This is a genomic window from Pedobacter sp. ok626 (assembly GCF_900100435.1).
Classification (GTDB): Bacteria; Bacteroidota; Bacteroidia; order Sphingobacteriales; family Sphingobacteriaceae; genus Pedobacter.
Window position 1 is genome coordinate 217,651 of the sequence record NZ_FNEX01000001.1, and the last position, 25,406, is coordinate 243,056.

A 25,406-nucleotide genomic window follows, 5' to 3' on the forward strand; every position below is an offset into this window, starting at 1 on the left:
TGTATCTAGTTGTCTATTTCATTTAAAACATCATTCATTGCTTTTCTTCTTGAAGCAAAAAAATCCATGTTATATATTATAGGAAATGATTCCACCTCTTCAATCGGTTTACTCTCTTTAATAAACACATATGCATCAAATCTTTTCTTTAATGAGGAAAAACGATATAGGTCTGCATATCTGCTCCCTCTAGAAATCTTACCGTAAGAAAGAATAGCATCTCCAAGGTACTTTGACGGATAGTAAAAGTAATTTAATCCAGTAGCAAGTCCAGCGTACTCGAAGCTATAAGCAGGTGGATAAAGTAGCCTGTCTGAGACTATTTTTCCATTCATTGAGCATTCATCTTGAGAATATGTTCCTTCTCCAATTTGAAAACTGATGGAGAAATATTGATCCTTATAGATTTTTCTCAAATAAAAACCTAAAGATGGGTCCGTGTTTAAATAACTATCCATTTCAGGTAAGCTGGTAATATGGCCACTATGGGCATAAATAGCGGCGATTTCATCTGACTTAAGAAATAACTTCACCAAGTTTTGTACTTTGTTAGACATATTGAGGTCTCTATTCGCCAGTGGTTCAACATTACTTTTTTGATTGGCGATTACTTCTTTTAGAAAGAGTAGATATAACTCATATGATTTATAACCTAATTTTGTTTTCAGCACTGTATCTAGTTGTGCATGAGTTAGGATTTCTTCATACTTTTCATCGGCTATTTTCTTCAAATAGAACTTACCCTTTTGTTTTCCTAAGATGGTCAAATGATATTCAAAGAGATAAAGTTCTGGATATTTTGGATTATCAACACCTAACAGGTGAACCTTAGTGACTGAATGTTCGTTGTAGGATCTTAACCAATTGAGAAAAGTAATTAAATTCCTATAGCCACATATAGAAGGTTTTAGATGAGATATAATCTGATTTTGATAGCTTTCTGGGATTTTTCCCAATACATACAGATCCATCATTAGCGTATTATCCATTGGCATTTCCATTAAAATCAATCTGCAGTTCTGATTTAGGATCAGATTTTTAATAAACTGATAATTTGCCAATTGTATGCTACTGCTTCCGTGGGTCGATTCTCCAAGGCCAATAATTTTTTTTTGACGTATTGCACCAATTTTTTTTAACAATGTACTGTCATTGTCAAAAGCCAAGGGAACAATATACCTCTTTTTCAAACTATGAACGACCTCCAGGCTGTCTTCTTTCTTTTTCGAAAAATAATTTTGTGATGTGATATCATTTCCATCAATTTTTATAGCTATGCGGTCGAGCCAGATACTTTGGTCATTGGCGCTATCACCTAAATAATTTATGCTAATTCTGATGGCCTTTGCTTTCGCAAGAGGTAAAACAATAGATTTCTTTTCCCATTGTTTACTATTTATTCTGATTGCTTTAGTTGAGATCTCCTTTTCATTCTGATCAAATAGCGTCAGTCTGAAATATAGATCATGAATTACATTGTCTTTGGAAATTATGGATATCTCGCATTCTTTTGGTTGATCAACTTTTGGTAATAATATCATTCTTGACAGGTTGCATTGCATATTTTTGTCTCTTGCCCTACTATTATAATATAGTTTGAATGCCGGTTTATTCTCGTTAATGTTTGTTGTATCAACTAAGAAGATGCTATTGCCTGATGATAACCATGCCCTCCTGCATAATGTTACGTTTTGAAAATTTAGATCATATTTTTCGCGCATTGTTTGTGCACTTGAAATGACAAAAAGATGCATAAGAAACAAAAATAAAAGCCGGTGTTTTTTTTGATTTTTCAATAGCTATGTTCCCTTCGTTTTATTGTAATAAAATCTATATAAACAGGCTGGGAAACTATTTTTCCTTTATACTTTTTATATCCAACCAGTTCGTCCGGTAAAGTTGGTCGCTCATTTTCCAGAGCCTTTGGTTCATAGGCAAATTTATACTGTCCTTTAGCGAGATGATGAATTTCCACTGTATAATAATAAGTATGTTCCTCACCAGATTTCAGAAATAATGGTAGGTTATCATAAGCGAACAAAGCAGTGGTGTCAATCCTAAGCGCGCTGTTCCGAATCATTTTTTTTACTTCGGAAATACGATTTCTTTTCAACTTTACGCTAGCCAAATTCAAGCTGGCGGTAAGATTGGAGGCTCCTGGAATCGGATTAGACATGACATGGGGATTGTCGTCTAGAACTATTTCTCGATGCTTTCGAATCTCGTAAGCACCATTTTTTTTCTCATAGAAGGAAATTAAACTATAAGAGCTTCTTGATCCTGAAATGACATCTATTCTCGGTAAGTAAATATCCTTTTCAGTATGATTAATGAACGTAACGCCAATGGCCATCAAATGACGTTGATCCTCAGGATCCTGGATAACACTAAGTCGCGCTTCCAGATTTCCCTTCCTATCTTGAGCAGATACCTCAGTGAACAGAAAAAGCAAGCAAATTAAATAAAATGATTTCATGGTAGATATAAATTAATGAGCTTTAAAAGCTAGTCAGGCTAGATCTCCAGGTCGTGTCGGCTCCTGCAGCTTCAAGACTATCCATCTGTTCTTGGCATAAATTTCTACTTTCAGTATCACCAGTGGAAATATAATAATCCCGTTGAAATTTATAGGCTGCATACTCGGAGTTCAATTTGAACTGGCTAGAATTTGAATTATATAAAGCGGAATGTTCGCTAAAATGAGCTGCATGAATTAATTCATGACCGATTAGACCCATAGAAGTAGTTTCATCCAGGTTCATAATATAGGGAGATATATACACAAATGTTAAATCTCCGCTTTTATAAGTTAAGCCGTATGATGCGGCTCCCGATACTGTATTTATATATTGCCCTTCGGAATTTATAGTATATCCCTGGGGGGCTGTAGAGCCTGCTATTGTTATTGCATTAGGAAAGTGACCATAGAATTGGGAAAAATTATTTTGAACTCTGTTAATCAACTCCAATGTAGCAGAGGGATTGGGGCCACCATAACCACCATAACCACCGCCGTAGCCGCCAGAAGGAGAATAGCCTCCATAACCGCCACTGCCTCCTGGAGGATACCATCCCGGCCATCCGCCATTATATCCGCCGTAATTTCCGTATCCGCCTGATCCGCCGGGGTTGTAAGTGCCTTCGGGTGGAACATAGCCGTTTTGCATGGCATTCCATAATTCCTCCCATGAGTTATATCCGCCATATCCACCGCTTCCCCCAGATTCTCCATAACCACCTTTAATGCCGCGTAGGTGCTCTGGGTCTAGCATTTCCAGTTCTTCGCTCAACTGGTCGAGATTTAATTTTAGTCTTTTCATTTCTTACTATTTAGGTTGTAAAATAGATTGGTTTAGCTTTTTTGTTGACACAGTTCAATGTAAACTATCCTAACTCCAAGGTGTTGGACTTGAGTTGATTAGTATTCATACCTGAGCATACCTTCCATAGCCTGCCAATATTTTTTTAATTTTCCGTTTGCGCTATCTGTATAAAAGAATGTCATACAAACATACCCAAGGTCTTTTTTTTGCAGAAGTAGTGCAGCCACGTATGAATACTTACCTCGATAAAATGCATTACTGTCCAATCGGATTGTATAAGATATTGCCGTGTCAGCATTAAATTTTGTCTTAGCCTCTGCTGAAGAATAGTATGTCACATAATCTTTCCAGTGCCTCGCTGCCTCGGCATCATATGCCTTCCCAATATGATGTTTTAGCTCGTTTAAATGCATGCCATTCAATGAGCGAAGTGACCCTGAGAACATTTTATTTATGCTAATTGAATCAGATTTAGCATAAGGCCTATGTAGGGGGAAAAAGGCTACAAACTCTTCATCTTCAGATACCAACTGATTAGATATACAATATAGCATTGACTTTAATTTAATATTGTCATCAAAACATTCGCTTTTATGTACTTCATTGAATCCATCTGGTTTGGAATATTTTAATTTCAACTCTTTTAGAGGTGCTTTAGGACTTGGGTCGCCAGTCACTGTTATCGTCCTGCCCCGTCCAATATCAAACGTCATTGTCTGCACTTCCTGTGCATAAGCGACCTGGATAAAGGTCAAAGCGGTAACAATCCAGATTATAGAATTTCTCATATTATTTATTTAACTCCCTATTGATGTACCACTCACTGCATAAAATCCAGTTGCATCGGACATATTCAGATGACTCCTCTTGCCCGTTGTAGGGTCATAAAATTCGATCTTGAGTTTTCCCCCGTCATTAGCATCATTGTACCAACCCTCTGCAATGACAGCATGACCTGCTCCTGCAACGCCAGTGTTGTATGTGATCATTACATGGTTACCACCGACTTTTCCATCGCTTGACATCGAAAATCCCGAACTAAGTTCGGTTACGGCCATACCGCCGAAGCCTCCAATATTGACAATGTGCTCAGTGAATACTCCTCCATAATCTGCGCCATTATATCCTAAATTATAATGGATACTAAAATTGTAAAAATTCCAATCATGAGAACTACCATCTAAGTAATCGAAACAATTTAATACGCAATCCCAGCTCGGGTCAACCGCCCCCATATAACCACCATATCCGCCAGATCCACCGTACCCACCATATCCGCCGCCATACCCGCCAGAAGGAGAATATCCGCCATAACCACCACTGCCTCCTGGCGGATACCATCCCGGCCCTCCGCCATTATACCCGCCATAACCACCCTCACCACTGTATCCTCCATAACCGCCTGCTCCACCAGGGTTATAAGTACCTTCTGGTGGAACATAGCCGTTTTGCATGGCATTCCATAATTCCTCCCATGAGTTATATCCGCCATATCCACCGCTTCCCCCAGATTCACCATAACCACCTTTAATGCCGCGTAGGTGCTCGGGGTCTAGCATTTCCAGTTCTTCGCTCAACTGGTCGAGATTTAATTTTAGTCTTTTCATTTCTAACTATTTAGGTTGTAAAATAGATTGGTTTATGTAGTTGGTTAATAGGCGATTCATGACCATAAGTGCCAATGTGCTCCATTTGGGATGATAAAAATTTATATGCCTGCAGATCAGCATACTGATATCTTTAAAAATGCTAATCGGCTCTACCGTCGGGACCATTTGTCTGCATATTTGTAGCCAATTTGCCAGCCATTCTGTGTCAGCTGTGCAATCGCCATCGGCTATCAAAGTCACCATTTGATTTAAATCATCAAGGTTGGTTTTTATGAGCTTATTGGCTTCATATTGAAGTCGGATCAAGTCTGCTACAGGTAATCGGTCAGCAAGTTTCTCACAATCGGCCTGCAGGACTTTTGCCGCATTTAATGGGTTGCCAAATACGGCTAAAGCCACGATTTCTAAGCAGAGATAAAAGTTAAACAACGATTCTTCATCAAGCATGTGCTCTGCAAAGGTGTCCAACATTAATGCGGAAATCTCTTTTCGGATCAAAGCAGTTTGATCGGAATTAAGTTGCGGTGTGCAAGTTGAATTGGGTTTAAAAATATTGAGGTATACACTATTGTTGGGTAGATCTAAAAAAAAAGTGTCCTGGAGGGGTAGGGGTTTAATTATCCTTTTTGTAGGATGGGCAGATAAGAACGTTTCAATAGTAGATTGATAAAACGGGATCTGGTGCAGATCCGTAGATTGCAGATGCAATACTAATCTTAGATGTTCCCCTTGTTCTTCGCAGAAAGATAGTGTATACTGGCTACAAATACCAGCTGTTTCCAACTCTTGTATAAGGGGAGCTAAGCAGTTCTTTAATAAATTAGGCCATTCCTGTCTGGAATAGTATATGGAAAAGCTTATTGGAGAGCGTCTTATCATTATATTGGTTTATAAATACACCATTTAGGATTGTGTATTTATATACAAGTCTAAAAAGTTTCACTGCGATATTTTGTTCAATTTTTTGTCGTTTTGTCTCAATGTTTTTCGTGTAGAGAAAATAATAGTGTTGACCCTTTATATTAGCTAAACGTTTAAAAAAAACTAAACCAAATCTCTAAATTAACCATGCTCAAAACGTTCCCTGTAGACAGGCAGTTAGATAAAATGGACTGTGGTCCGGCCTGTCTGAAAACAATTTCAAAATTTTACGGTAAATACTATTCATTGCAATATTTGCGGGATAAATGTGGTTTGTCACGTGAGGGAGTCTCTTTTCTTGATCTGAGTTATGCAGCCGAAGGTATTGGATTAAGAAGTATCAGTATAAAAGCAACGATTCAGGATTTATACGAAAAAGTGCCTTTACCGTGTATTATTCATTGGGCGAACAGTCACTTTGTGGTTGTTTATAAAGCAACTGCGAAGAGAATTTACGTTTCAGACCCGGCTAAAGGTTTAGTCAGCTATAGTTATCCAGAGTTTACCGAAAACTGGTACAAGCAGAAATATGATTTGAAAAAAGGGGTGTTGTTGGCATTAGAACCACAGGCAGACTTCAAATTAATACATGAAAATGAGAAGCGGAATAGGAAGAAAACGATTGGTAATTTAGTTGCTTACTTTACACCTTATAAAAAGAACTTTGTAAATCTGTTTGTGGTTATGTTTATCGTAACGCTATTGCAGGCTCTTTTGCCTTTTATTTCAAAAGCAGTGATCGACGTAGGTATACAGCGGCAGGATGTCGATTTCATCAATATCGTACTCATAGCAAACATTGCAATTATTCTTTCGATCACACTTTCGAATGCCGTACGCGATTGGATTTTGGTTCACATCACATCGCGGATAAATATTGCACTCATTTCGGATTACCTCATGAAGCTGATGAAGTTACCTATAACTTTCTTTGAGACTAAGTTAACGGGGGATATTCTACAACGGGCAAATGACCATGAACGCATCAGAAGTTTCATCATGAACAACTCCTTAAACATGGTTTTCTCTGTCTTAACCTTTGTTGTTTTCGGAATTATTCTTTGGGTTTATAATACTTTTATCTTTTATACTTTTTTGGTTGGCAGTACGCTCTATGTAGTTTGGGTATTGGCTTTTTTGAAGCTACGACGCAAATTGGATTGGAATTATTTTGAATTAATTTCCAAAAACCAAAGCTACTGGGTTGAGACGATAGAAGGGATGCAAGACATCAAGGTGAATAATTATGAGAAAGCGAAACGTTGGAAGTGGGAGAACATTCAGGCAAAGCTATATAAAGTGAATTTACGGAGCCTTACTGTGAATAATATTCAAAACCTGGGCGCTCAATGTATCGACAGCATTAAGAATCTATTGATTACATTTTTCTGTGCGAAAGCAGTCATAGCGGGAGAGATCACCTTTGGAGTCATGATCTCCACACAATTTATTATTGGTATGTTAAGCGGTCCGGTACAACAGTTTGTGAGTTTTATTGTCTCGGCTCAATTTGCGCATCTCAGTTTTCTCCGGTTGAATGAGATACATGAACAAGAGGAAGAAGACGAACATATGGGCAACAACAGCCTGGCGCTTATACAAGACAAAAGCTTGTTATTAAAAAATGTGTTTTTTCAGTATACCCGCAATTCACCAGTCGTTATCAATGGTTTGCATTTATCCATACCTGAAGGGAAGGTGACCGCTATTGTTGGGGATAGTGGCAGTGGTAAATCAACATTACTTAAGTTGCTGCTCCGTCTTTACAAGCCAACATACGGTGAAATTATGATCGGGGGTATGAATTTAAATAACATTGGCCTGAAACAATGGCGGGACAAGGTTGGCGTAGTTATGCAGGATGGTAAAATATTTAGTGATACCATAATGAATAACATTGTATTAGACGATGAGAAAATTGATTATGAGCGCTTACGTGATGCCGTTGAAACTGCAAATATTGCTACTGAGATAGAGCAATTGCCCTTAGGCTATCAAACAATGATGGGCGAACGTGGTCGGGGCCTAAGTGGTGGCCAAAAGCAGCGGGTATTGATTGCACGAGCGCTTTATAAAAATCCGGATTTTCTATTCTTTGATGAAGCAACCAATTCTTTAGATACCATCAATGAGCAGAAAATTATCTCTGCCTTAGAAAGTGTTTTTAAAGATAAAACAGTCATCGTAGTAGCGCATCGGTTGAGTACTGTTCGTAAGGCCGACCAGATTGTTGTAATGAGAAAGGGAAGTGTTGTAGAAATCGGTACACACGATACGCTCATGAAGAAAGGTGGACTTTATTATCAATTGGTAGCGTCTCAGGTAGAATTGATTAATGAGCTAACACCGAATATTGATAGTCAGTTATTAGAAACAAAAGGATAAGAAATGGAAACTGAAGTTACACCAGAAAAATTTAAAAATGCAGAGCGTACCGAAGAGGTCCAGGCGATTATTGATCGGATGCCCGCCAACTTTGGCTTACGTATCACCCTTTTTGTTTTAGCATTGGTATCCATTTTTTTCGCTTTTGGCTGGATGATCAAGTATCCGGACATTGTAACGGGATCAATTTCTATAAATGCGAGCAGTGCAGTTGTGAAACTGGTAGCCCATACCTCTGGTAAACTCCAGTTGAATGACCTTAAAAATTTGAAAGAGGTGAAAGAGGGGGAATATGTTGGGATGATCCATAATGCAGCAAATTTAGATGATGTCCGAAAGGTAGAGCGTTTAATCAGAGGATTTAGTGTAAAGGATATCAAAAGCTTTGATAAGTTAGCCTTGTTCCCTAAAAATGTTTCATTGGGCGAATTGAGCATTAAATATTTTGCCTTTCTTAACGCGTTTACAAAGACAGCCCAATATTATCATGCAAACCTGTATGATAAACAAGCTGAAGTATTAAACAAGCTGATCAAAGAGTATAGCAAAATTCGAGATATTACTGCGCATCGAATCCAAATGAGCGGAGCAAGCATGGGGCTTGTCGGTAAATTCTCAGGTAGGGATTCAATTTTATTTTCTAAAAAAGTACTTTCCGAAGCTGAAAACGACCGGTCACAAATCACATTTATTTCTGCTCAGGATGGTTACCAAAATATGCTTAAAGAGTACTCTGTTACCAATAGCCAATTGCAGCAAACGGATAACCAGTTGCAACAGAATATGATACAAAAAATGGAGAAGGAAAATCAACTGGAATTGGAACTGATTTCTGCTTTTACAGATTTGGAGGATAACTTTAAGATGTGGGAGGAAAAATATGTACTGAAGGCACCGATGGATGGTAAGGTACAATTTCTGAAATTTTGGGTGGAAAGTGAGTTTGTTCAGAGCGGTGAGCCTATTTTTACGATTGTTCCATTACAAAATAATGTATTGGGGCAAATGAGTTTACCAGTTCAGGGGGCAGGGAAGGTAGAGGTTGGCCAGGAAGTCATTATAAAATTGGAAAATTACCCCTATATGGAATATGGAAGTATCAAGGGATTGGTGTCTTCTATTTCATTGACGACCAATGTGCAGAATACGGTAAATGGAGCTGTTGAAAATTATTTGGTGAATGTTTCTTTACCAGACAAGTTAAAAACGAATTACGGTTCTGAACTTGGATTTCGCTTTGAGACAAAAGGTACGGGTGATATCATTGTTCATAAGCGCCGTTTGATAGAACGATTGTTTGATAATTTGCGGTATAAATTAAACCAATAAAGGCGTATGAGAGAAGTTTCTATATAGGCTACCTTTCTTTGTAGTTTTATTTTTTACAACGCTGATTCCCTTTTCTGTGTTTTCTTCCATAATTAATCTGTTGGAAATCTGATGAAAAAAGAATAGTGCGTCTTCGCGTAACTGCTTAGATTCTAACTTATAAAAGCTTTTAAAATCGCTAATGTTAGTCGGCCCATCCGTTTGCCAGGCTCCGCTTGTCCAGGAGTCTTCCTGGATAGAGAAATTATATTGAAATGAAAAATTTAAAGGTATCTCAGGTTCTAGCTTGCTGAATAAAAAATTGTTTACCATCGTAGCAAGCTTAGTTGTATTATCCTGGAAAAGAAAAAGTAGTTCAGAACTATAGGGGGTTATATATCTGATGTATAATTCTTTGAGATAAAAGCCTTCTTTAGAGTTTAACATTCTCTCTTTGTTAGAATGCTGTATTGCATTCAAGAATGAAGGATTATCAATATCTACCTTCTCAACTCCCGAACGCTTCAAACGGTAAATTAGATCAATATCTTCAAAACCATAGTGTTTCATGCGCTCATCGTATCCTCCGATTTTCACAAAGCTTTTCTTTAGCATACATATCCTGCCCAATACATCATTTTTCTTCATGGACGTATAGTAGGTCGTCAAAAAAACATTAGACATTTCTTTAAAAATTTCGCTCACATAGGTAGCAAAACCTGCTCCGGTAAAATTGTCTGCGTCGATATTGCAGATTACATCACCGGTCGCTAAGGAAACGACAAGATTTCTTGAATGGCTCCAGTCATAAAATTGTACAGAATCGATCTTAAAATAGACAAGTCTGCCAGTACTTAAAAATTCTGAATAGTTTGATTTTATATATTCTTCTAAACCGTCCGAAGAATTATAATCGAGCAACACAAACTCAAGATTTTCATAATCCATATTGTCGGCTAAATTCTTTGGAAGCGTCTGCTTGAGATAGGATAACCTGTTCATACAGGTAGTGCAGAAGGAAATTTTGATATTACTCATGAGGAGCGAAAAAATATAATGAAAAAATAATCCTATAATTGTTGATCTAGTATCACTAATATATAGATATTTAACCAATTAATAACGCTAATCATGATAGTAGTTTGTGTAATCACAACAGATGATCACGAAGGATTAATCGACTTTTTAAAACCTTCTTGTGAATTCCATAACTTGAAATTAAAAGTTCTCACAGTTAAAGATAAATACACTGGTCATAGGCTGAAGGATCTTCTCTTATATGAGTTTTTAAAAGATATCGATAAGAACGAGCTTATTTTATTTACTGATGCATTCGATGCCTATTTTATTGCAAGTGAAGCTGAAATCATTGAGAAATACAACAGATTTAATATCCCGATAGTGTTTTCTGGTGAAATCGCTTGCTGGCCGGAACCAACATTAAGTAGGTTTTATCCAAGAATTACTGAAGATACTCATTTCAGATATCTGAATAGTGGCGGTTTTATTGGGAGGAGTGGGGATATCGTAGATTTAATTGAAAAATACTATTTTGAGAATAGAATCGAGCTTTCTCAGCATTTATGGAGTAACCAATACGTATGGAATCAAATCTATTTGAATGAACAAGATGTAATTAAAATTGACGTTGATTGCGAAATATTTTACACGCTTTGCAGTAAAATTCCAGTTTCCAAAGCGTATTTGCATTCCGAAGAATTGAAAAAGGTTGTGTTAAGCCAAGAAAAAGATCGTTTGTTGAACGAAATGATCATTGAAGATGGACGATTTACGAATTCAATCACAGGTACCAGACCTTGTCATTTGCATTTTAATAGCCCAGCAGTTAAAGAGCTTATGAAAACAAATCTATTGGATGATTTAAAAGTTTGGGTGGATAAGTGATTTTTGACTATTCAATTTGATTATTCTACTAAAGTGTTGAATTTTTCTTTGATATGTGTCCTGGCTTGTTTTTGAAACTCTTCGGGAGTTTGCCCAGTTTGTTTTTTAAAGAACCGGCTAAAGTACGGACGGTCTGAAAAACCTAATTCGTAGGATATTTCTTTGATACTGAGTTCACTATGGATGATACTTCGTTTTGCTTCCAGTATGATTCTGTCATGAATCAGCTGCATACCTGTCTTACCTAGTTTGTCTTTCAGGATTTGGTTGAGGCGTTTGGAACTGATTCCCAATTTGCCTGCATAAAAGTCTGTGTTACGCACGTGCTGGTAATTACTTTCCAGTAGCATTAAAAATTCGTACACTCTTTTTTGATGGATATCCTGACTGGTGAATTCGTGCTCCTTTACCTGGATCAGTTTAAGCAGGAAGACTTTGAGTAAAGCTTTTACCATTACGAAGTTATTGCTTGTATATTCCTTTTCCAGCAAATGGAATATTCCGGAGAGCTCAGCCGCAGCCGTTTCATTTAACCTCAGGCAGGAGAATTCTCCCTGTACATTAAAGATTTTAAAAAGATCGAGGAGAAACTCCTTATCTTCTTCTTCCAGCATACTTCTTTTGAAAGAAATCAGTTCGCCATTCTTTCCTGCCTTGTTCAACTGATGGACTCTGTATGGTGGAATTAGATAAATCCAGTCAGCTTTAGGATCAAGTGCTATATCTTTTAAGGTATGAAGTGCTGCTTCATTTTTCAACCATACAATTTCAAAAAAATCCTTTCTTCCCGGATCATTGAGGTAGCTAGGAGGGCAATTGCCCAGATTGCGGATATAGATTAACGATTTCTCAAGTGCCGGTTGCAATGCTGAATTCATCATGGTATAAAGATAAGGACTATGAATTTGGCGTATTGGACGATTGGGAAATTATGGTGGACTATTCGGAAATCCTTGTTTTTTTGTGGCTTGTTTATGACTTTTTGAGCTTCCAATTTCCAGATTGTCCAACAGAATGGGCGGATTGTATAAGGCTGGAGCTGTTCTGCCTGATTACTTTTACCCCAGATTAAAGCATAAGAAATATGGAGGTTGAAAATATAAGTGAGCAGCAGATTGCAAAAGATATCCGCGCCAATCTGGAGATGATTTTAAAGGAAAATACCTGGCTATTAAAACAGGTGGATTTCAACGAAGTGGCCACATTGGTCAATGATATCAAATCTGCCCATCATATCTTTATTACTGCAGCCGGACGTTCTGGTTTTGCGATGCGTTCAGCTGCGATGCGCTTGATGCACCTTGGACTTAAAGTCCACTTTGTAGGAGAAACCACTACACCTGCAATCTTAAAGGGAGATCTGTTAATTGCTGCTTCCGCATCAGGTACGACAAGTACCATTGTAAGGGCAGCGCAGAAAGCTAAGGAAATGGGGGCCATGGTAGTTGCGATTTCCACACAAGAAGATTCCTTACTTTCCGGTCTTGCAGATCAGGTGATCCTGGTTCCTGCAGCGGGAAAGCAAGATCTGGAAAGTAGTCGTTCTGCGCAGTATGCCGGCAGTCTATTTGAACAATTCCTGCTGTTGTTAACTGATTCGGTATTTCAGTCCTTATGGAAATTGGAAGGCATACCGGCAGCGGAGCTCTGGAAAAGGCATGCAAATCTTGAATAAGCACATTTAAATCAATTATATATTATCATTATGGCAAAATTACAAGTAGCAATAGACTTATTAACCACAGAAGAAGCATTGGCATTAGCGGCTAAAGTCGCTCCCTATGTAGATATCATTGAATTGGGGACACCTTTAATCAAAAACATGGGATCAGCAGTGATCACTGCGATGAAAAATGCACATCCAGATAAACTAGTTTTTGCAGATCTTAAAACGGCTGATGCAGGTGAACTGGAAGCTGATATAGCCTTTAAGGCTGGGGCAGACCTGGTAACTGTAATGGGGGCCGCAGGTGATGCTACGATTATTGGTGCGGTTAAGGCAGCAAAAGCTCATGGCAAAGGTGTTGTTGTGGATACCATTGGTTATCCCGATCGTGTAAGACGAGCACAGGAAGTGACTAAACTTGGGGTAGAATTCGTAGAGCTCCATGCTGGCTTAGATGAGCAGTGGACAGCTGGTTATTCTATCCAGGTATTGATTGATGAGGCCGCTAGAGTAGGTGTTCCTGTTTCTGTAGCTGGTGGTGTAAACATTAGTAACATAGCTGCTGTGGTTAAAGCAGGTGCGCAGGTGGTGGTTGCTGGTGCTGCAATTTATGGAGCTGAGGATCCGGCTTTGGCTGCTAAAGCATTGCGTGAGGCAATTGATGCCGTTTAGTGGATCGAGGCCGTATCATTCTAAAAAATGATACGGCCTTTTTTGGGTTTTCATTATTACTCAATTGGGAGCGTAAACCAAAAAGTACTGCCTTTTCCAAGCTCACTTTCTGCTCCAATTTCACCATTATGTTTTTTAATAATTTCTGACGATATATATAAGCCAAGGCCTAAACCTGAATAAGGGCTCCGGCTTTTATCGCCTCTGAAATAGCGGTTAAACAAATGGGGGATCTGATCTTGTGGTATTCCTGGACCCTTGTCTATTACACAAACCTTTACTTTGTTTTTTATTTTTTGAATATCAATAATGATCTCTTTAGACTCCGGGGCATAGTTTCTGGCATTATTTACAAAGTTTATAATCACCTGATCGATTCTATGAGGATCTGCATATACACTCAAATTCAGGTCGCCGGTAGTTTTAACGGTATATATGCCTTCAATTTTGAGGTGATTGCAACAGTCTACTGCCAATTCAGAGAGGATAAACCAGTTTTTTTTGATATAAAGTTCCCCCTGATTTAACTTGCTTGCGATTAGCAGGTCATCGACCAGAATGTTGATTTTATCCAAACTTCTAGAAGCCTTTTCAATTAGACTAGGCAAGAAATCTGTTTCTGGATGTTTCTGAAGTCTGCTGATGAGTTGCATAAAAGCAGATAAGCTGGTAATGGGTGTTTTTAGTTCATGACCGGCAATACTCACAAAATCATCTTTCTGTTGCTGGAGTTGTTTTAGGTCATGAATATCGGTGGCTGTTATAATCCAAAGACCAACCATCCCATCTTCCTGAATTGGTTGCATTCGGTTTAAATGCCAGCGGTAGGTTCCGTCAGCATTACGATATCTGTTTTCAAATTCTCCTCCTTCCTGACCTGATCTAATCAAATTATATTTGCGGAGTGTTTCATGTAAGTCATCTGGATGAATTACTTTAAGCCATTTTCTGCCGTATGTTTCAGTGGGACTAAGACCTGTGTAATCATACCAACGTTGGTTAAAAAAAGTCATTTTTCCCTTCGCCGTATTGGTCATTGCCATTTGAGGAAGCGCATCGATTAAAGAACGGAATCGCTTTTCACTTTTTTCTGCTCGCATCCTCGACTTTACTTGTTCTGTAATTAGATTGGCTACCAGCATTATTCTATCAGTCTTTCCTTTTGTATTTTTCAGGGGTTGATAGACAAAGTTTGAATAGACTTCCTCTGTTTTATCATCGTGTTTATGAAAAACTTTCACTTCATTTCCATAATAAGGAATACCAGTAAGGTAAACCTGATCCATGATCCGGAGAAAACCCTGAGCCTCTATCTCAGGTATGGCTAATTTAAGTGGCTTGTTTATAATTGTAGATGGTTTGCCCCAAACTTCAAGCATTTTCTCGTTTACCGTTTCAATAATTAGTTCTCTTCCTTTAAATACTGCAATGGCCACGGGTGCATCTGCAAGTAGCGATCGAAATCTGGCTTCGCGTTCTGCAAGTTGCCTTAATGTGTCGTAAATCTGATGTTCAGATTTTTTTTGGCTATTTGATTCGTAGAAGGTAACGAATAGTCCACAAACCTTTCCCTTAACATCATAGAGTTGGCTGCAATTGAAAACCCAGAAACTATTGACAGGGTTTCCATTGTGTTGTTTTGGAATCAATTGGTCTTCCTGTTCCAATATTTTATCACCGGACATAGCCATCTCAATACTGGGTTCTATTGCCTGCCAGACTTCCGGCCAGCAATCCTGAGCTCTTGCCCCTAATGCTCCAGGATGTTTGTGTAATTTTTCGAGGGTTGGTTTATATTTGTCATTATAAAATTGAATATGCTCAGGACCCCACCATAGAAACATTGGAAATTTTGAGCCTAGCATAATGTCCAATGCGGTGAGTAAATTTTGCGGCCATGTATCCGCAGTACCTAAGCTCGTGTTGGGCCAATTGGTCGAATATATTAGATTGCCCATTTCCCCAGCATCCTTTAGATGCGCGAGATAGTCAAAAGATGATTTGCTATGAACTGGCATAATAAAAATCTTTTAGAATAGGGAGGCAATAGCATTAATTGTGATTGCTTGGTGTGAACACCTAGTATTGCAAAATGTTTTATAAAATATTTACCTTTTTAAATGAAATAATTGTAGATATGTACAAATTAAACCTTAAAACATGAAATATCTATTGGCTAGCTTTTTATCATTCATTTCCCTTTGCTGTTTTTCTCAGAATGGAAAGAACCTGAAATTATGGTATAATAAGCCCGCAGAGAAATGGGTAGAAGCATTACCGGTTGGAAATGGGAAAATCGGAGCCATGATTTTTGGAGGCGTAGAAGAAGAGCTGCTACAACTCAATGAAAGTACACTGTGGAGCGGTGGGCCGGTAAAAAAGGATGTAAATCCAGAGGCTAAAAATTACCTTCCGAAATTACGTGAAGCCTTATTGAAAAATGAAGATTATACAGCAGCAAACGATCTCTCCAAAAAGATGCAGGGACTTTACACGCAGTCTTATTTGCCTATGGGGGATATCCTCATTAAACAAGATTTTGGAGGATTGAAGGCCAGTAATTATTACCGTGATTTGAGTTTGAAAAATGGCCTCGCCACTACGCGTTTTACAATTGACGGAGTTGAATATACGCGTGAAATTTTTACTTCCGAACCGGATCAGATCATGATGATCAGAATCCGTGCAAATAAGGTCGGTAAACTCAAATTTTCAGTAGCTGTAAAGAGCTTATTGAAATATCGTTTATCTACACCGGTAAAAAATGAAATTATTGTAAGTGGTAAAGCACCAGCCCGTGTAAACCCCTCTTATTATAACCCTAAAGGGATAGAACCAGTTGTTTATGAAGATACTAGCGGATGCGATGGAATGAGGTTTCAATATCGGATTAAGGCAATTAATAAAGATGGAACTGTGAATACGCAAAATGGGCAGTTGCTGGTATCTGGGGCTACAGAAGTATGGTTATATGTAGCTGCGGCGACAAGTTATAATGGCTTTGATAAATGCCCGGATAAAGAAGGTAAGGATGAAAATAAACTGGCATCAGATTTAATTAGTAAAGCCACAAAAAAAACTTATCAAAATATTTTTAATCGACATGTTGCCGATTTTAAAAAGTATTTTGATCGGGTATCCTTCAGTGTAAAAGATACTTTGCTTCATAATCCAAACCTTGATCTGCCTTCAAATGAAAGATTAAAGCGGTATAGTTCCGGAGCATATGATCCTGGCCTGGAGACGCTGTATTTTCAATATGGAAGGTATCTGCTGATGTCCTCTTCTCGTCCGGGTGGACCACCAGCAAATCTTCAGGGAATTTGGAACAAGGAACTCCGTGCACCCTGGAGTTCAAATTATACGATTAATATCAATACCCAGATGAACTACTGGCCTGCTGAAGTTACTAACCTTTCAGAAATGCATACACCACTTTTAAACTGGATCCAAAGTTTGGCGAAGACAGGAAAGGCAACTGCAAGAGAATTTTACAATGCAAGCGGTTGGGTTGCACATCACAATTCCGATCTATGGGCTATAAGTAATCCGGTAGGTGATCGTGGTGCGGGTGATCCGGTTTGGGCAAACTGGGCTATGGGTGGAAACTGGCTTTCCCAGCATTTATTCGAACATTACCGATATACCGGAGACAAGAAGTTCCTTGCTGAAAAAGCATACCCTTTGATGAAGGAAGCCGCACTTTTTACATTGGATTGGTTGGTTGAAGACAAGGATGGCTATTTGGTTACAGCCCCGGCAACCTCGCCAGAAAATAAATTTAAAGATGCATCCGGAAATCAGCAAAGTGTATCTGTAGCCACCACGATGGATATGTCCATCATCAGAGATCTTTTCGCAAATGTGATAGATGCTGCAAATGTTTTAGGTACGGATCCTGCTTTCAGGGACTTACTGATTTCAAAACAAAGAAAACTCTATCCGTTAAAAATCGGAAGTAAGGGACAGATTCTGGAATGGTACAAAGATTTCCCTGAAACAGAAATTCATCACCGGCATGTTTCGCACCTTTTTGGTTTACACCCAGGTCGCGAGATATCGTTTTTAACACCAGCGTATTTTGCTGCGGCACGAAAAACTTTGGAAATACGCGGAGACGATGGTACCGGTTGGAGTAAAGGCTGGAAGATCAACTGGTGGGCGAGATTGTTGGATGGAGACCATGCTTATAGCTTGATTAGGCAATTGTTAAACTATGTAGAAACTACGGGAGGTGGTCAAAAAGGAGGAACTTATCCTAATTTCTTTGATGCACATCCGCCGTTCCAGATTGATGGTAATTTTGCAGGTACTGCTGGAATGGCCGAAATGCTGATGCAAAGTCACCTTGGCTTTATTCAGTTATTGCCTGCCCTGCCAAGAGCCTGGACTGAAGGAGAAATAAAAGGGCTCAAAGCCAGGGGCGGATTTGAAATCGCAGTTAACTGGAAAAAAGGAAAATTGTTGAGTGGCTCCATAAAATCCATAAATGGAGCGGAGTGCATTTTGCAAACAGATTTGCCAATAAAAATAACTGGTGTAAAGTTTAGTTCCGAAAAAAATGCTGTAGGCTATCAGACTAAATTTAAAACTGTAAAAAATATAACTTATCAATTGACTGCTTTATAAATAACATATATTGTTTTAAATTAGGACATAATTATTACTTAAATAGGAAAATAATGAAACGTACAGCAAAAGCGCATTGGAATGGCACCCTGACTGCCGGAAAAGGTGAAATTTCTACTCAGAGTACCATTTTAAATGAAACTCAATATTCTTTTAAAACAAGATTTCAGGATGGAATTGGTACCAATCCGGAAGAATTGTTGGCAGCAGCACATGCAGGCTGTTTTACCATGGCAGTGAGTGCTGCATTATCAGATGCGGGTTTTACTCCAGCTGATTTAAATACAGAAGCAGTTTTAGATCTGGATATGGCTACATTGAGTGTTACTGGTATCCATTTGAAATTAGTTGGTGGAGCGATTGATGGTGTTGATGAAGAAACTTTTAAAAAGATTGCAGAAGGAGCGAAAGCGAACTGTATCATCTCTAAAGCCTTAAGCGTAAATATTACTTTAGAAGTTCAATATGTATAGTTTTTAAAATAAGTAAGTAGGTTACGTATTCTTGTAACCGAATATATTATTTTGAAGTGGATTGATAAAATCCACTTTTTTTATTTTTCATTACCCCCCGTTTTAAGTTTTGTTGTCTCTAAGGTGAAAATGGTTGCTACAAAGACTCTATTTGCTCAATAGTGAGTCCTGTAGCTTCAGCAATAAAGCTTAAAGCGATATTTCCTGCTTTTAATTTAATAGCGACTTCTTTAAGTCCCTCTTCGCGGCCTTCTTCACGGCCTTCATCTTTCGCATTTTCCATCACGCTATAGTTATCCCGTTGTATTTTTAATCTTTGATTGTATTCGCACATTTCTTCTCGTGTTAAATTGCCAACTTCAGCAAGCTCAAATATTTTTTCGTATTCTCTATTGCCTACCAAAGATAGCGGTATTTCAGATAATTTTTCCAGGTTGTTTAAGATGTAAAGCCACTGATCCAGTTTAGTTTCCAATTCAGCTTCCAGTTTTTTAAATTTAGGCATCTCTATAAAAGTATATGACAACTTTGAATAAAATTCCTGGTGCGTATTGTTGTCTATTAGCCTAATATCATGTATAAAATGATCCGGGTGACTGTTGTCGAAATTAAAATTCATGATCCCTATAAAGAATACTTCAGGAATCTCATAATCCCAGTCTGCTGGTACACCGATGCCCTGCTCCTGAATCAGATTTGCTGTATAAAAAATACTTCGGTCTTTAAAGTTTTTAGGTTTTGCCTTCTGCATTTCTACGATAAATTTTTCACCCCTGTCACCAGTACAGAGTAAATCAAATACGGTCTTCCTATAATCCTCGCCAGAACCTTTAAACTCGGTATTATTATATTGAATATCAACAATTACTTTCCTTCCTTTTAGCACCTGATTGATAAAACTGATTAATAGGTTTTTGTTGTGGGCTTTACCAAAAATGTGTTTAAATCCAAAGTCGCTATAAGGATCAATAAATCGTGTAACTTTATTTTTGTTTACTGGATCTGTTTTGCTGCCCGTTTCTTCACTCATTTTCCCCTAATTATTTAAGCAAACCTCTCGAGATAATTAGTGATAAATCTCACTTTGCTGAAATTTGGTTGAAAACGCAGCGTAATCACATTTGGTCAAAATTAAATATCGAACAGGAGTAAAAAAGGATACTAAGACAAAATTAAGAAAGAGCTCCTTTTTTATTGGGTGTAAGCTCAATTTCTTCTTGATAGATATTCAGTATGAAAGCTAAAAGCCTGCAACCCTTATTTGCAAGCTTTTATGCGTTTTATTGCTATTCTTTGTGATCCCGTTAGGGTTAGTGATTGACCATCTTCATTGCTTCTTCGCTGTAACGCTCGCCAACTATAGGGTATCGCTTGATCAGCTCATTAATTGCCGTAAGATCTGCACTTGTCAGGTTAACATTAATCGCAGCCACATTCTCTTCCAGATATTTTCTTTTTTTTGTGCCTGGAATAGGGATAATATCCTCGCCCTGTGCTAATACCCATGCCAGGGCAAGCTGAGCAGGTGTGCAATCCTTGCTGCTTGCCAAGGCCGCAAATTCCACAACAAGCCTATTGTTGTTGGCTATGTTTTCCTGCTGGTAGCGTGGCAGGGTTCTCCTGAAATCATCAGCCGCAAGGGTAGCCACATCGAGTGTATTGGTAACCAATCCCCGCGCCAAAGGAGAATAAGGTATAAGTGAAATCCCAAGCTCACGGGTAGTCTGCAATATCCCATTTTCCACATCTCTTGTCAGCAGCGAGTACTCACTTTGCAGCGCCGCAATCGGATGCACGGCATGAGCTTTTCGTAACGAAGTGGCAGAGGTTTCACTCAATCCAAGGTAGCGTACCTTTCCTTCTCTTACCAGGTCAGCCATAGCGCCAACAGTTTCCTCTATCGGGATGTTTGGGTCAACCCGGTGGGCATAGTAGAGGTCAATGGTGTCAATTTTCAGACGCTTCAGGCTTTTTTCGACGGCAACTTTCATCCATGCAGGTGATCCGTCGAAGTAGGTTCCTTTAGCGCTGCTAGGCCCGGCAACTCCGTCCTTAAAACGAAAGCCGAATTTCGTTGCGATGAATACCTTGTCGCGGTTGGGTACCAGTATTTTCGAGATCAGTTCCTCATTAGCGCCGTTTGCATACATATCGGCGGTGTCCCAAAAGTTGATGCCCAGGTCAAGAGCTTTCTCCAGTGTGGCTAAACTTTCTTTGTCGTCTGTGGGGCCATAGGCAAAGCTCATGCCCATGCAGCCCAGGCCAAGTGCTGATAGCTGCTCGCCAGTTGTTCCGAGATTTCTGTATTTCATTATTGTCAAATTTTTGTTCCCTCAAATGTCGGTAGAGAAGCAAAACTCTGACTTATAACCTTCAAACAGATTGTTATAATATTCAAACAGTCTAGCGCAATTGAGTAGGGGCCAAACCTGTGTGTTTTTTGAAGAACAGGGTAAAATAGGAAGGATATTCGAAGCCCAGACTGTAGGCAATATCGGAGATGTTCCAGTCGGTATGCTGCAATAAAGCTTTAGCCTCCCTGATGATACGGGAAGCGATGTGAGTGGTTGTGGTTTTACCGGTTACCTCCTTTACCGAGCGGTTGAGGTGATTAATATGGACGGATAGGGAGGTCGCATAATCCGCGGGATTTTTCAGCTTGAGTGTAAGTGCGGGAGAATCAATAGGAAACTGCCTTTCCAGTAATTCAAGGAATAAAGCGGAAACCCTTGACGCGGCATTTGCATAAGCATGAAAATTTGTAGTCGGATTATTTTTCATTGCCTCATGAATGATCAGATGCAAATAGCTGCGCAATATATCATACTTATGCGGGTAAGTGGAGCACATCTCGGCCTGCATTTTTTTGAATATAGTTGAAAGTTCCTTCAATTGAGCCTCGTTCGGGAAGAATATCGGGTTAGAACCGATCTTAAACAATGGTGAATCCTGCAGGTTGGTTACCCGCTCACTATGCTGAATGAAATCTTCAGTAAAAAGACAATACCAGCCTGACTGCTGTTCGGACTCTGCCTCCCATGAATAAGGCACGACAGGATTTGAAAAGAGCAATGCAGGACGGTCGATCTGTATCCACTTATCCGCGTAATAGATCTTCCCCTTGCCGATGATCAGGGAAACCTTATAAAAATCCCGACGGCTGTATGGGCTTACCACGGCGCATGTCTCTCTGCTGAATACATTGATATGGCCAATGCCTGCATTATCCAGCGGAACATCTGTTGGAGCATGGCTTGGCAGCCTATTGTAAAAATCGCTGACACTCTCTGCTTGTTTCATTCTGTAAAATTATAAAAATCAAACAACCATTTATAATTATACCTCTATTTAACTTGGCCAATAACTCAAGTTGAAGATATGTTGAACCACTGAGGCAAGTTATTTGAGCCGTAAACGAAAGCTTCAAAGGGAATAAACATTGACCTTTGTACTGTAATCATTAAAATAACTGGAATGTCAACAATAAAAAAAATAGCACTTGGTAAAAATGGTCCAATGGTATCTAAACTCGGATTGGGCTGTATGCGCATGTCGCCAATTTACGGTAGCCGCGTAAGTAACGAAAGCGAAGGTATAGCGACTATTCAATCTGCTTTAGATCATGGTATTAATTTTCTGAATACGGGAGACTTTTACGGCAACGGACACAATGAATTACTTATTGGGAAAGCGATTAAAGACCGCAGGGACGATGCTTTTATAAGTGTCAAGTTTGGCGCTATATTCGACAATGGCCAATGGCTTGGCTTAGACCTTCGCCCAATGTCTATTAGGAATTTTATCAATTATTCTTTAGTACGTTTGGGCATTGATACTATCGATCTTTACCAGCCCTGCAGGTTGGATGATAGTGTACCTATGGAAGATGTAATAGGAACTGTTGCCGAGCTCATTAAGGAAGGGAAGGTACGTCATCTTGGTGTATCTGAAATCGCTGCAGAACAGCTGCGAAAGGCCAATAACATATACCCTGTAACGGCATTGGAGATAGGCTATTCACTGGCTGATCGTCAAATAGAACATGATTTGCTTCCTACTGCTAAAGAACTGGGAATCGGAGTCGTTGCTTTTGCCAATACGGCCGAAGGATTACTCACTGGCGAAATGAAGGCACCGCTTTCACCGGATGCCTACCAAAACCACTTCTCGCGTTTTCAGGGAGAGAACCTGATAAAAAATTTGGAAAAGGTGGAGATATTAAAGAGCCTGGCAAAGGAAAAAGGATATACCCCATCACAATTAGCGATCGCCTGGGTTAATGCACAGGGCGACCATATTATGCCCTTAGTAAGTATGAGCCGGAGATCCAGGCTACCTGAAAACACGGAAGCCATGGATATTGTGTTCTCTACTAAGGAGATGCATACGCTAGATGAGCACTTTTCAGTGGGCTCAATACTTGGAGGGACTTATCTGCAACGATAACACCTAAGTATTTTATATCTTTAAGTAATGATAAACCCAACCGAAATCATACCTGGTGTTTTGTTTTACTCTTTTCTTTCGACGATGAGAAAGGAAAGAGTAGGTTTTTTTGAGCAAAGTATCCTGGTATTAATGGTATCTGGTCAGCTTACTTTGGAAACTGCCAATGAGAGAATTTCAATAAAACGTGGTGAGATGCTGTTGATACGAAAAAATCAACTGGGAGAACTGACTAAGATTCCTTTGGAAAGTGAAGGTTACCAAAGCATCGTTATAGTCCTAAAAGAAGGTCTGCTCAGGAAGATTGCCCTCGAAGAGCAAATAGAAGCTGTGCAAAAATACACCGGCCTCTCCAATGTGCTTATCCCGGGAAATGATTTTTTGAGTGGCTTTTTTCAATCCATAATGCCCTATGTAAGCCATCCGGGAGAAAAGATAACGGAAACATTGAGTGGGTTAAAGGTGAGAGAGGCGGTGCATTTATTATTAAATACCATGCCGGGGCTAAGGGAATTCCTGTTTGACTTTTCAGAACCTCATAAAATGGACCTTGAAAAATTCATGGTCAATAATTATCATTTTAATGTTCCTGTTGAAAAATTTGCACAACTCACAGGAAGAAGCCTTGCGGGCTTTAAGCGTGACTTCCAAAAAGTCTTTGGCATGCCGCCCAGGACTTGGCTACAGGACAGAAGATTGGGAGAGGCGCGATACCTCATAGAAGATAAAAACAAAAAACCTTCTGCTATTTATCTTGAACTGGGATTTGAAAGCCTTTCGCATTTTTCACATGCCTTTAAAAAGAAGTTTGGAAAGGCTCCAACTTTAGGTTTTTAACAAACCTCGCTCGGTTTGATTTTATGATATTTCTTAAACACCCTACTAAAATAAAACGAATCTGGGTAACCAACCTTTGATGCAACCTCTTTAACAGGCCTACTGGTCGGTGGGTTCAAAATTTGGTTGATTAGGTGTATGTATATTTTTTTACTAAACGGATAAACATTATGTAGAGAAACGTCTTTTCACGACAAATCCGTATAAATGCGACAAATACGACAAAAGCGTCATTTCGCGACAAGCACTATTTTTATTAGCACTACATTTAGTTTATGAAAGCAAAAACACAACCCTTTAACAAATTTTCAGGATCATTTTCGGGTCTGTATTACCCTTATAGGATGGCGGTGTTCAGGCTCTTTACAAAGTCGTTATTGAGTCGACTTTGCTTCGTCTCTGGTTCGTCTTTGTTCGGTAAAAACCCAAATGGAAGAGCATCCCCAGACGAGTAGCAGTAATGCCACATTAATGAGTGCTATCCAGCCTGCAAAGGGCCTGAAAAAAAATCGAAAAAAATTATCAATTCACATTTAAAAAATAGAAATCATGGCAAAAATTAGAAATGGGATATTTGGACCAATACAGGGGAAATTGGGTAATCTGGTAGGAGCAACCTGGAAAAATATCCCTTACCTACGTGTGCTGCCCAATAAAACTGAAAACGGTAAAACAGGGACTCCTGCACAAATAGCTTGCAGAGAAAAGTTTAAGTTCGTAACGGAATGGTTAGTGCCTTTTCACCCGTATGTAACTGTCGGTTTTAAAAACCATGCGAATGAAAAAACAGAGATCAACGCAGCTTTCTCTATAAATTACAAATTGGCTACTGTTGGGGTCTATCCTGATTTAAGTATTGACTACCGCAAAGTAGTGCTCAGTAAGGGGTATCTACCTGGATTTTTTAATGCAAAGGCACAGTTTTCTGCCAATGCCAAAGAGCTGGAGCTGACTTGGGAACAGAATTATAACGATGATTCTTCTTTAGACGACCTGTTGATCCTCACTGTATACAATCGCGAACTTAAAATTGTAGATGGTTTTATTGGTGGCGTAAGAAGAGCTGATCTGAAATGCAGTTTAAAGTTGAATCCTAAATTGATAGGTAGAAGCCTTGATGTCTACGTAAGTTTGATCTCCTTGAATGGAAAGAAAGTAGCCAATAGTGAATATTTGGGAAGGGTGGCAGCGATATGAACGCACAATTAACTTTACATCTGGGTTTATTATC

At 39.0% G+C, this 25,406-nt stretch carries 24 protein-coding genes; 11 read left to right on the plus strand and 13 right to left on the minus strand.

Going from position 1 to position 25,406, the window contains the following annotated elements:
• Positions 1-5 precede the first annotated feature (5 nt).
• The 6 genes from BLS35_RS00760 to BLS35_RS00785 form a co-directional block, all read right to left on the minus strand.
• The gene (locus tag BLS35_RS00760; protein ID WP_165973191.1) at positions 6-1,721 is read right to left on the minus strand and encodes an erythromycin esterase family protein; all 1,716 of its coding nucleotides are present in this window, start codon (positions 1,719-1,721) and stop codon (positions 6-8) included.
• Positions 1,722-1,792: 71 nt separating this feature from the next.
• Entirely contained in the window at positions 1,793-2,452 is a 660-nt protein-coding gene (locus tag BLS35_RS00765) for a hypothetical protein (protein WP_132225900.1), read from the minus strand.
• A gap of 46 nt (positions 2,453-2,498) precedes the next feature.
• Entirely contained in the window at positions 2,499-3,320 is an 822-nt protein-coding gene (locus tag BLS35_RS28015; RefSeq protein WP_207909065.1) for a hypothetical protein, read from the minus strand.
• A 98-nt stretch (positions 3,321-3,418) separates the two neighbouring features.
• Positions 3,419-4,111 (minus strand): hypothetical protein, encoded by a 693-nt coding sequence (locus BLS35_RS00775; protein ID WP_090776876.1) that lies wholly within the window; start codon positions 4,109-4,111, stop codon positions 3,419-3,421.
• Between the two features lie 9 nt (positions 4,112-4,120).
• Positions 4,121-4,930 (minus strand): hypothetical protein, encoded by an 810-nt coding sequence (locus tag BLS35_RS27640; protein ID WP_175459565.1) that lies wholly within the window; start codon positions 4,928-4,930, stop codon positions 4,121-4,123.
• 6 nt (positions 4,931-4,936) lie between these two features.
• Positions 4,937-5,812, minus strand: coding sequence for a lantibiotic dehydratase C-terminal domain-containing protein (locus tag BLS35_RS00785; RefSeq protein ID WP_090776877.1), 876 nt, complete (start codon positions 5,810-5,812; stop codon positions 4,937-4,939).
• A 189-nt stretch (positions 5,813-6,001) separates the two neighbouring features.
• Here BLS35_RS00785 and BLS35_RS00790 point away from each other — a divergent pair, with 189 nt between their 5' ends.
• Positions 6,002-8,239, plus strand: coding sequence for a peptidase domain-containing ABC transporter (locus tag BLS35_RS00790; RefSeq protein ID WP_090776878.1), 2,238 nt, complete (start codon positions 6,002-6,004; stop codon positions 8,237-8,239).
• A gap of 3 nt (positions 8,240-8,242) precedes the next feature.
• Positions 8,243-9,568, plus strand: coding sequence for an HlyD family secretion protein (locus BLS35_RS00795; protein ID WP_090776879.1), 1,326 nt, complete (start codon positions 8,243-8,245; stop codon positions 9,566-9,568).
• Here the strand turns inward: BLS35_RS00795 and BLS35_RS00800 are convergent.
• Complete coding sequence (locus BLS35_RS00800; protein WP_090776880.1) at positions 9,557-10,585, minus strand: glycosyltransferase family 2 protein; 1,029 nt, start codon at positions 10,583-10,585, stop codon at positions 9,557-9,559. The two genes, BLS35_RS00795 and BLS35_RS00800, sit on opposite strands and share 12 nt — an antisense overlap.
• A 93-nt stretch (positions 10,586-10,678) precedes the next feature.
• Between BLS35_RS00800 and BLS35_RS00805 the strand changes: the two genes are divergently transcribed.
• Positions 10,679-11,452, plus strand: coding sequence for a glycosyltransferase domain-containing protein (locus tag BLS35_RS00805; RefSeq protein ID WP_090776881.1), 774 nt, complete (start codon positions 10,679-10,681; stop codon positions 11,450-11,452).
• 20 nt (positions 11,453-11,472) lie between these two features.
• On the opposite strand, the gene BLS35_RS00810 is transcribed toward BLS35_RS00805, so the two are convergent.
• Positions 11,473-12,333: a helix-turn-helix domain-containing protein gene (locus BLS35_RS00810; RefSeq protein ID WP_090776882.1), complete on the minus strand. Its 861-nt coding sequence runs from the start codon at positions 12,331-12,333 to the stop codon at positions 11,473-11,475.
• Here BLS35_RS00810 and BLS35_RS00815 point away from each other — a divergent pair.
• The 3 genes from BLS35_RS00815 to hxlA are packed head-to-tail and all read left to right on the plus strand — an operon-like array spanning position 12,318 to position 13,790.
• Positions 12,318-12,524 (plus strand): hypothetical protein, encoded by a 207-nt coding sequence (locus tag BLS35_RS00815; RefSeq protein WP_090776883.1) that lies wholly within the window; start codon positions 12,318-12,320, stop codon positions 12,522-12,524. The two genes, BLS35_RS00810 and BLS35_RS00815, sit on opposite strands and share 16 nt — an antisense overlap.
• Before the next feature lie 12 nt (positions 12,525-12,536).
• Positions 12,537-13,127 (plus strand): 6-phospho-3-hexuloisomerase, encoded by a 591-nt coding sequence (hxlB, locus tag BLS35_RS00820; protein WP_090776884.1) that lies wholly within the window; start codon positions 12,537-12,539, stop codon positions 13,125-13,127.
• A 30-nt stretch (positions 13,128-13,157) separates the two neighbouring features.
• Positions 13,158-13,790 carry a 3-hexulose-6-phosphate synthase gene (gene hxlA, locus BLS35_RS00825; RefSeq protein WP_090776885.1) on the plus strand — a complete coding sequence of 211 codons (633 nt, stop codon included), beginning with the start codon at positions 13,158-13,160 and terminating at the stop codon, positions 13,788-13,790.
• Positions 13,791-13,846: 56 nt separating this feature from the next.
• On the opposite strand, the gene BLS35_RS00830 is transcribed toward hxlA, so the two are convergent.
• On the minus strand, positions 13,847-15,808 hold the full coding sequence (locus tag BLS35_RS00830) for a PAS domain-containing sensor histidine kinase (RefSeq protein ID WP_090776886.1): 1,962 nt from the start codon (positions 15,806-15,808) through the stop codon (positions 13,847-13,849).
• A gap of 142 nt (positions 15,809-15,950) precedes the next feature.
• Between BLS35_RS00830 and BLS35_RS00835 the strand changes: the two genes are divergently transcribed.
• Together BLS35_RS00835 and BLS35_RS00840 are read left to right on the plus strand one after the other, a co-directional pair.
• Positions 15,951-18,419, plus strand: a complete 2,469-nt coding sequence (locus BLS35_RS00835) for a glycoside hydrolase family 95 protein (RefSeq protein ID WP_090776887.1) — start codon at positions 15,951-15,953, stop codon at positions 18,417-18,419.
• A 53-nt stretch (positions 18,420-18,472) separates the two neighbouring features.
• Entirely contained in the window at positions 18,473-18,892 is a 420-nt protein-coding gene (locus BLS35_RS00840; protein ID WP_090776888.1) for an OsmC family protein, read from the plus strand.
• Positions 18,893-19,028: 136 nt separating this feature from the next.
• Here the strand turns inward: BLS35_RS00840 and BLS35_RS00845 are convergent, their stop codons facing one another.
• The 3 genes from BLS35_RS00845 to BLS35_RS00855 all read right to left on the minus strand — a co-directional run bounded on the left by BLS35_RS00845 (position 19,029) and on the right by BLS35_RS00855 (position 22,192).
• Positions 19,029-19,922: an Rpn family recombination-promoting nuclease/putative transposase gene (locus BLS35_RS00845; RefSeq protein WP_090776889.1), complete on the minus strand. Its 894-nt coding sequence runs from the start codon at positions 19,920-19,922 to the stop codon at positions 19,029-19,031.
• 280 nt (positions 19,923-20,202) lie between these two features.
• Positions 20,203-21,204, minus strand: coding sequence for an aldo/keto reductase (locus BLS35_RS00850; protein ID WP_090776890.1), 1,002 nt, complete (start codon positions 21,202-21,204; stop codon positions 20,203-20,205).
• Between the two features lie 91 nt (positions 21,205-21,295).
• Positions 21,296-22,192 (minus strand): helix-turn-helix domain-containing protein, encoded by an 897-nt coding sequence (locus tag BLS35_RS00855; RefSeq protein WP_090776891.1) that lies wholly within the window; start codon positions 22,190-22,192, stop codon positions 21,296-21,298.
• Between the two features lie 174 nt (positions 22,193-22,366).
• Between BLS35_RS00855 and BLS35_RS00860 the strand changes: the two genes are divergently transcribed.
• Together BLS35_RS00860 and BLS35_RS00865 are read left to right on the plus strand one after the other, a co-directional pair.
• On the plus strand, positions 22,367-23,338 hold the full coding sequence (locus tag BLS35_RS00860; RefSeq protein ID WP_090776892.1) for an aldo/keto reductase: 972 nt from the start codon (positions 22,367-22,369) through the stop codon (positions 23,336-23,338).
• Positions 23,339-23,365: 27 nt separating this feature from the next.
• A complete protein-coding gene (locus tag BLS35_RS00865; protein ID WP_090776893.1) occupies positions 23,366-24,175 on the plus strand; it encodes an AraC family transcriptional regulator in 810 nt (269 codons plus the stop codon).
• Here the strand turns inward: BLS35_RS00865 and BLS35_RS28340 are convergent.
• Positions 24,172-24,294, minus strand: coding sequence for an AraC family transcriptional regulator (locus tag BLS35_RS28340; protein WP_165973190.1), 123 nt, complete (start codon positions 24,292-24,294; stop codon positions 24,172-24,174). The two genes, BLS35_RS00865 and BLS35_RS28340, sit on opposite strands and share 4 nt — an antisense overlap.
• 430 nt (positions 24,295-24,724) lie before the next feature.
• On the opposite strand from BLS35_RS28340, the gene BLS35_RS00875 reads away from it, so the two are divergent.
• Positions 24,725-25,372, plus strand: a complete 648-nt coding sequence (locus BLS35_RS00875) for a DUF6266 family protein (protein WP_090776895.1) — start codon at positions 24,725-24,727, stop codon at positions 25,370-25,372.
• Positions 25,373-25,406 lie beyond the last annotated feature (34 nt).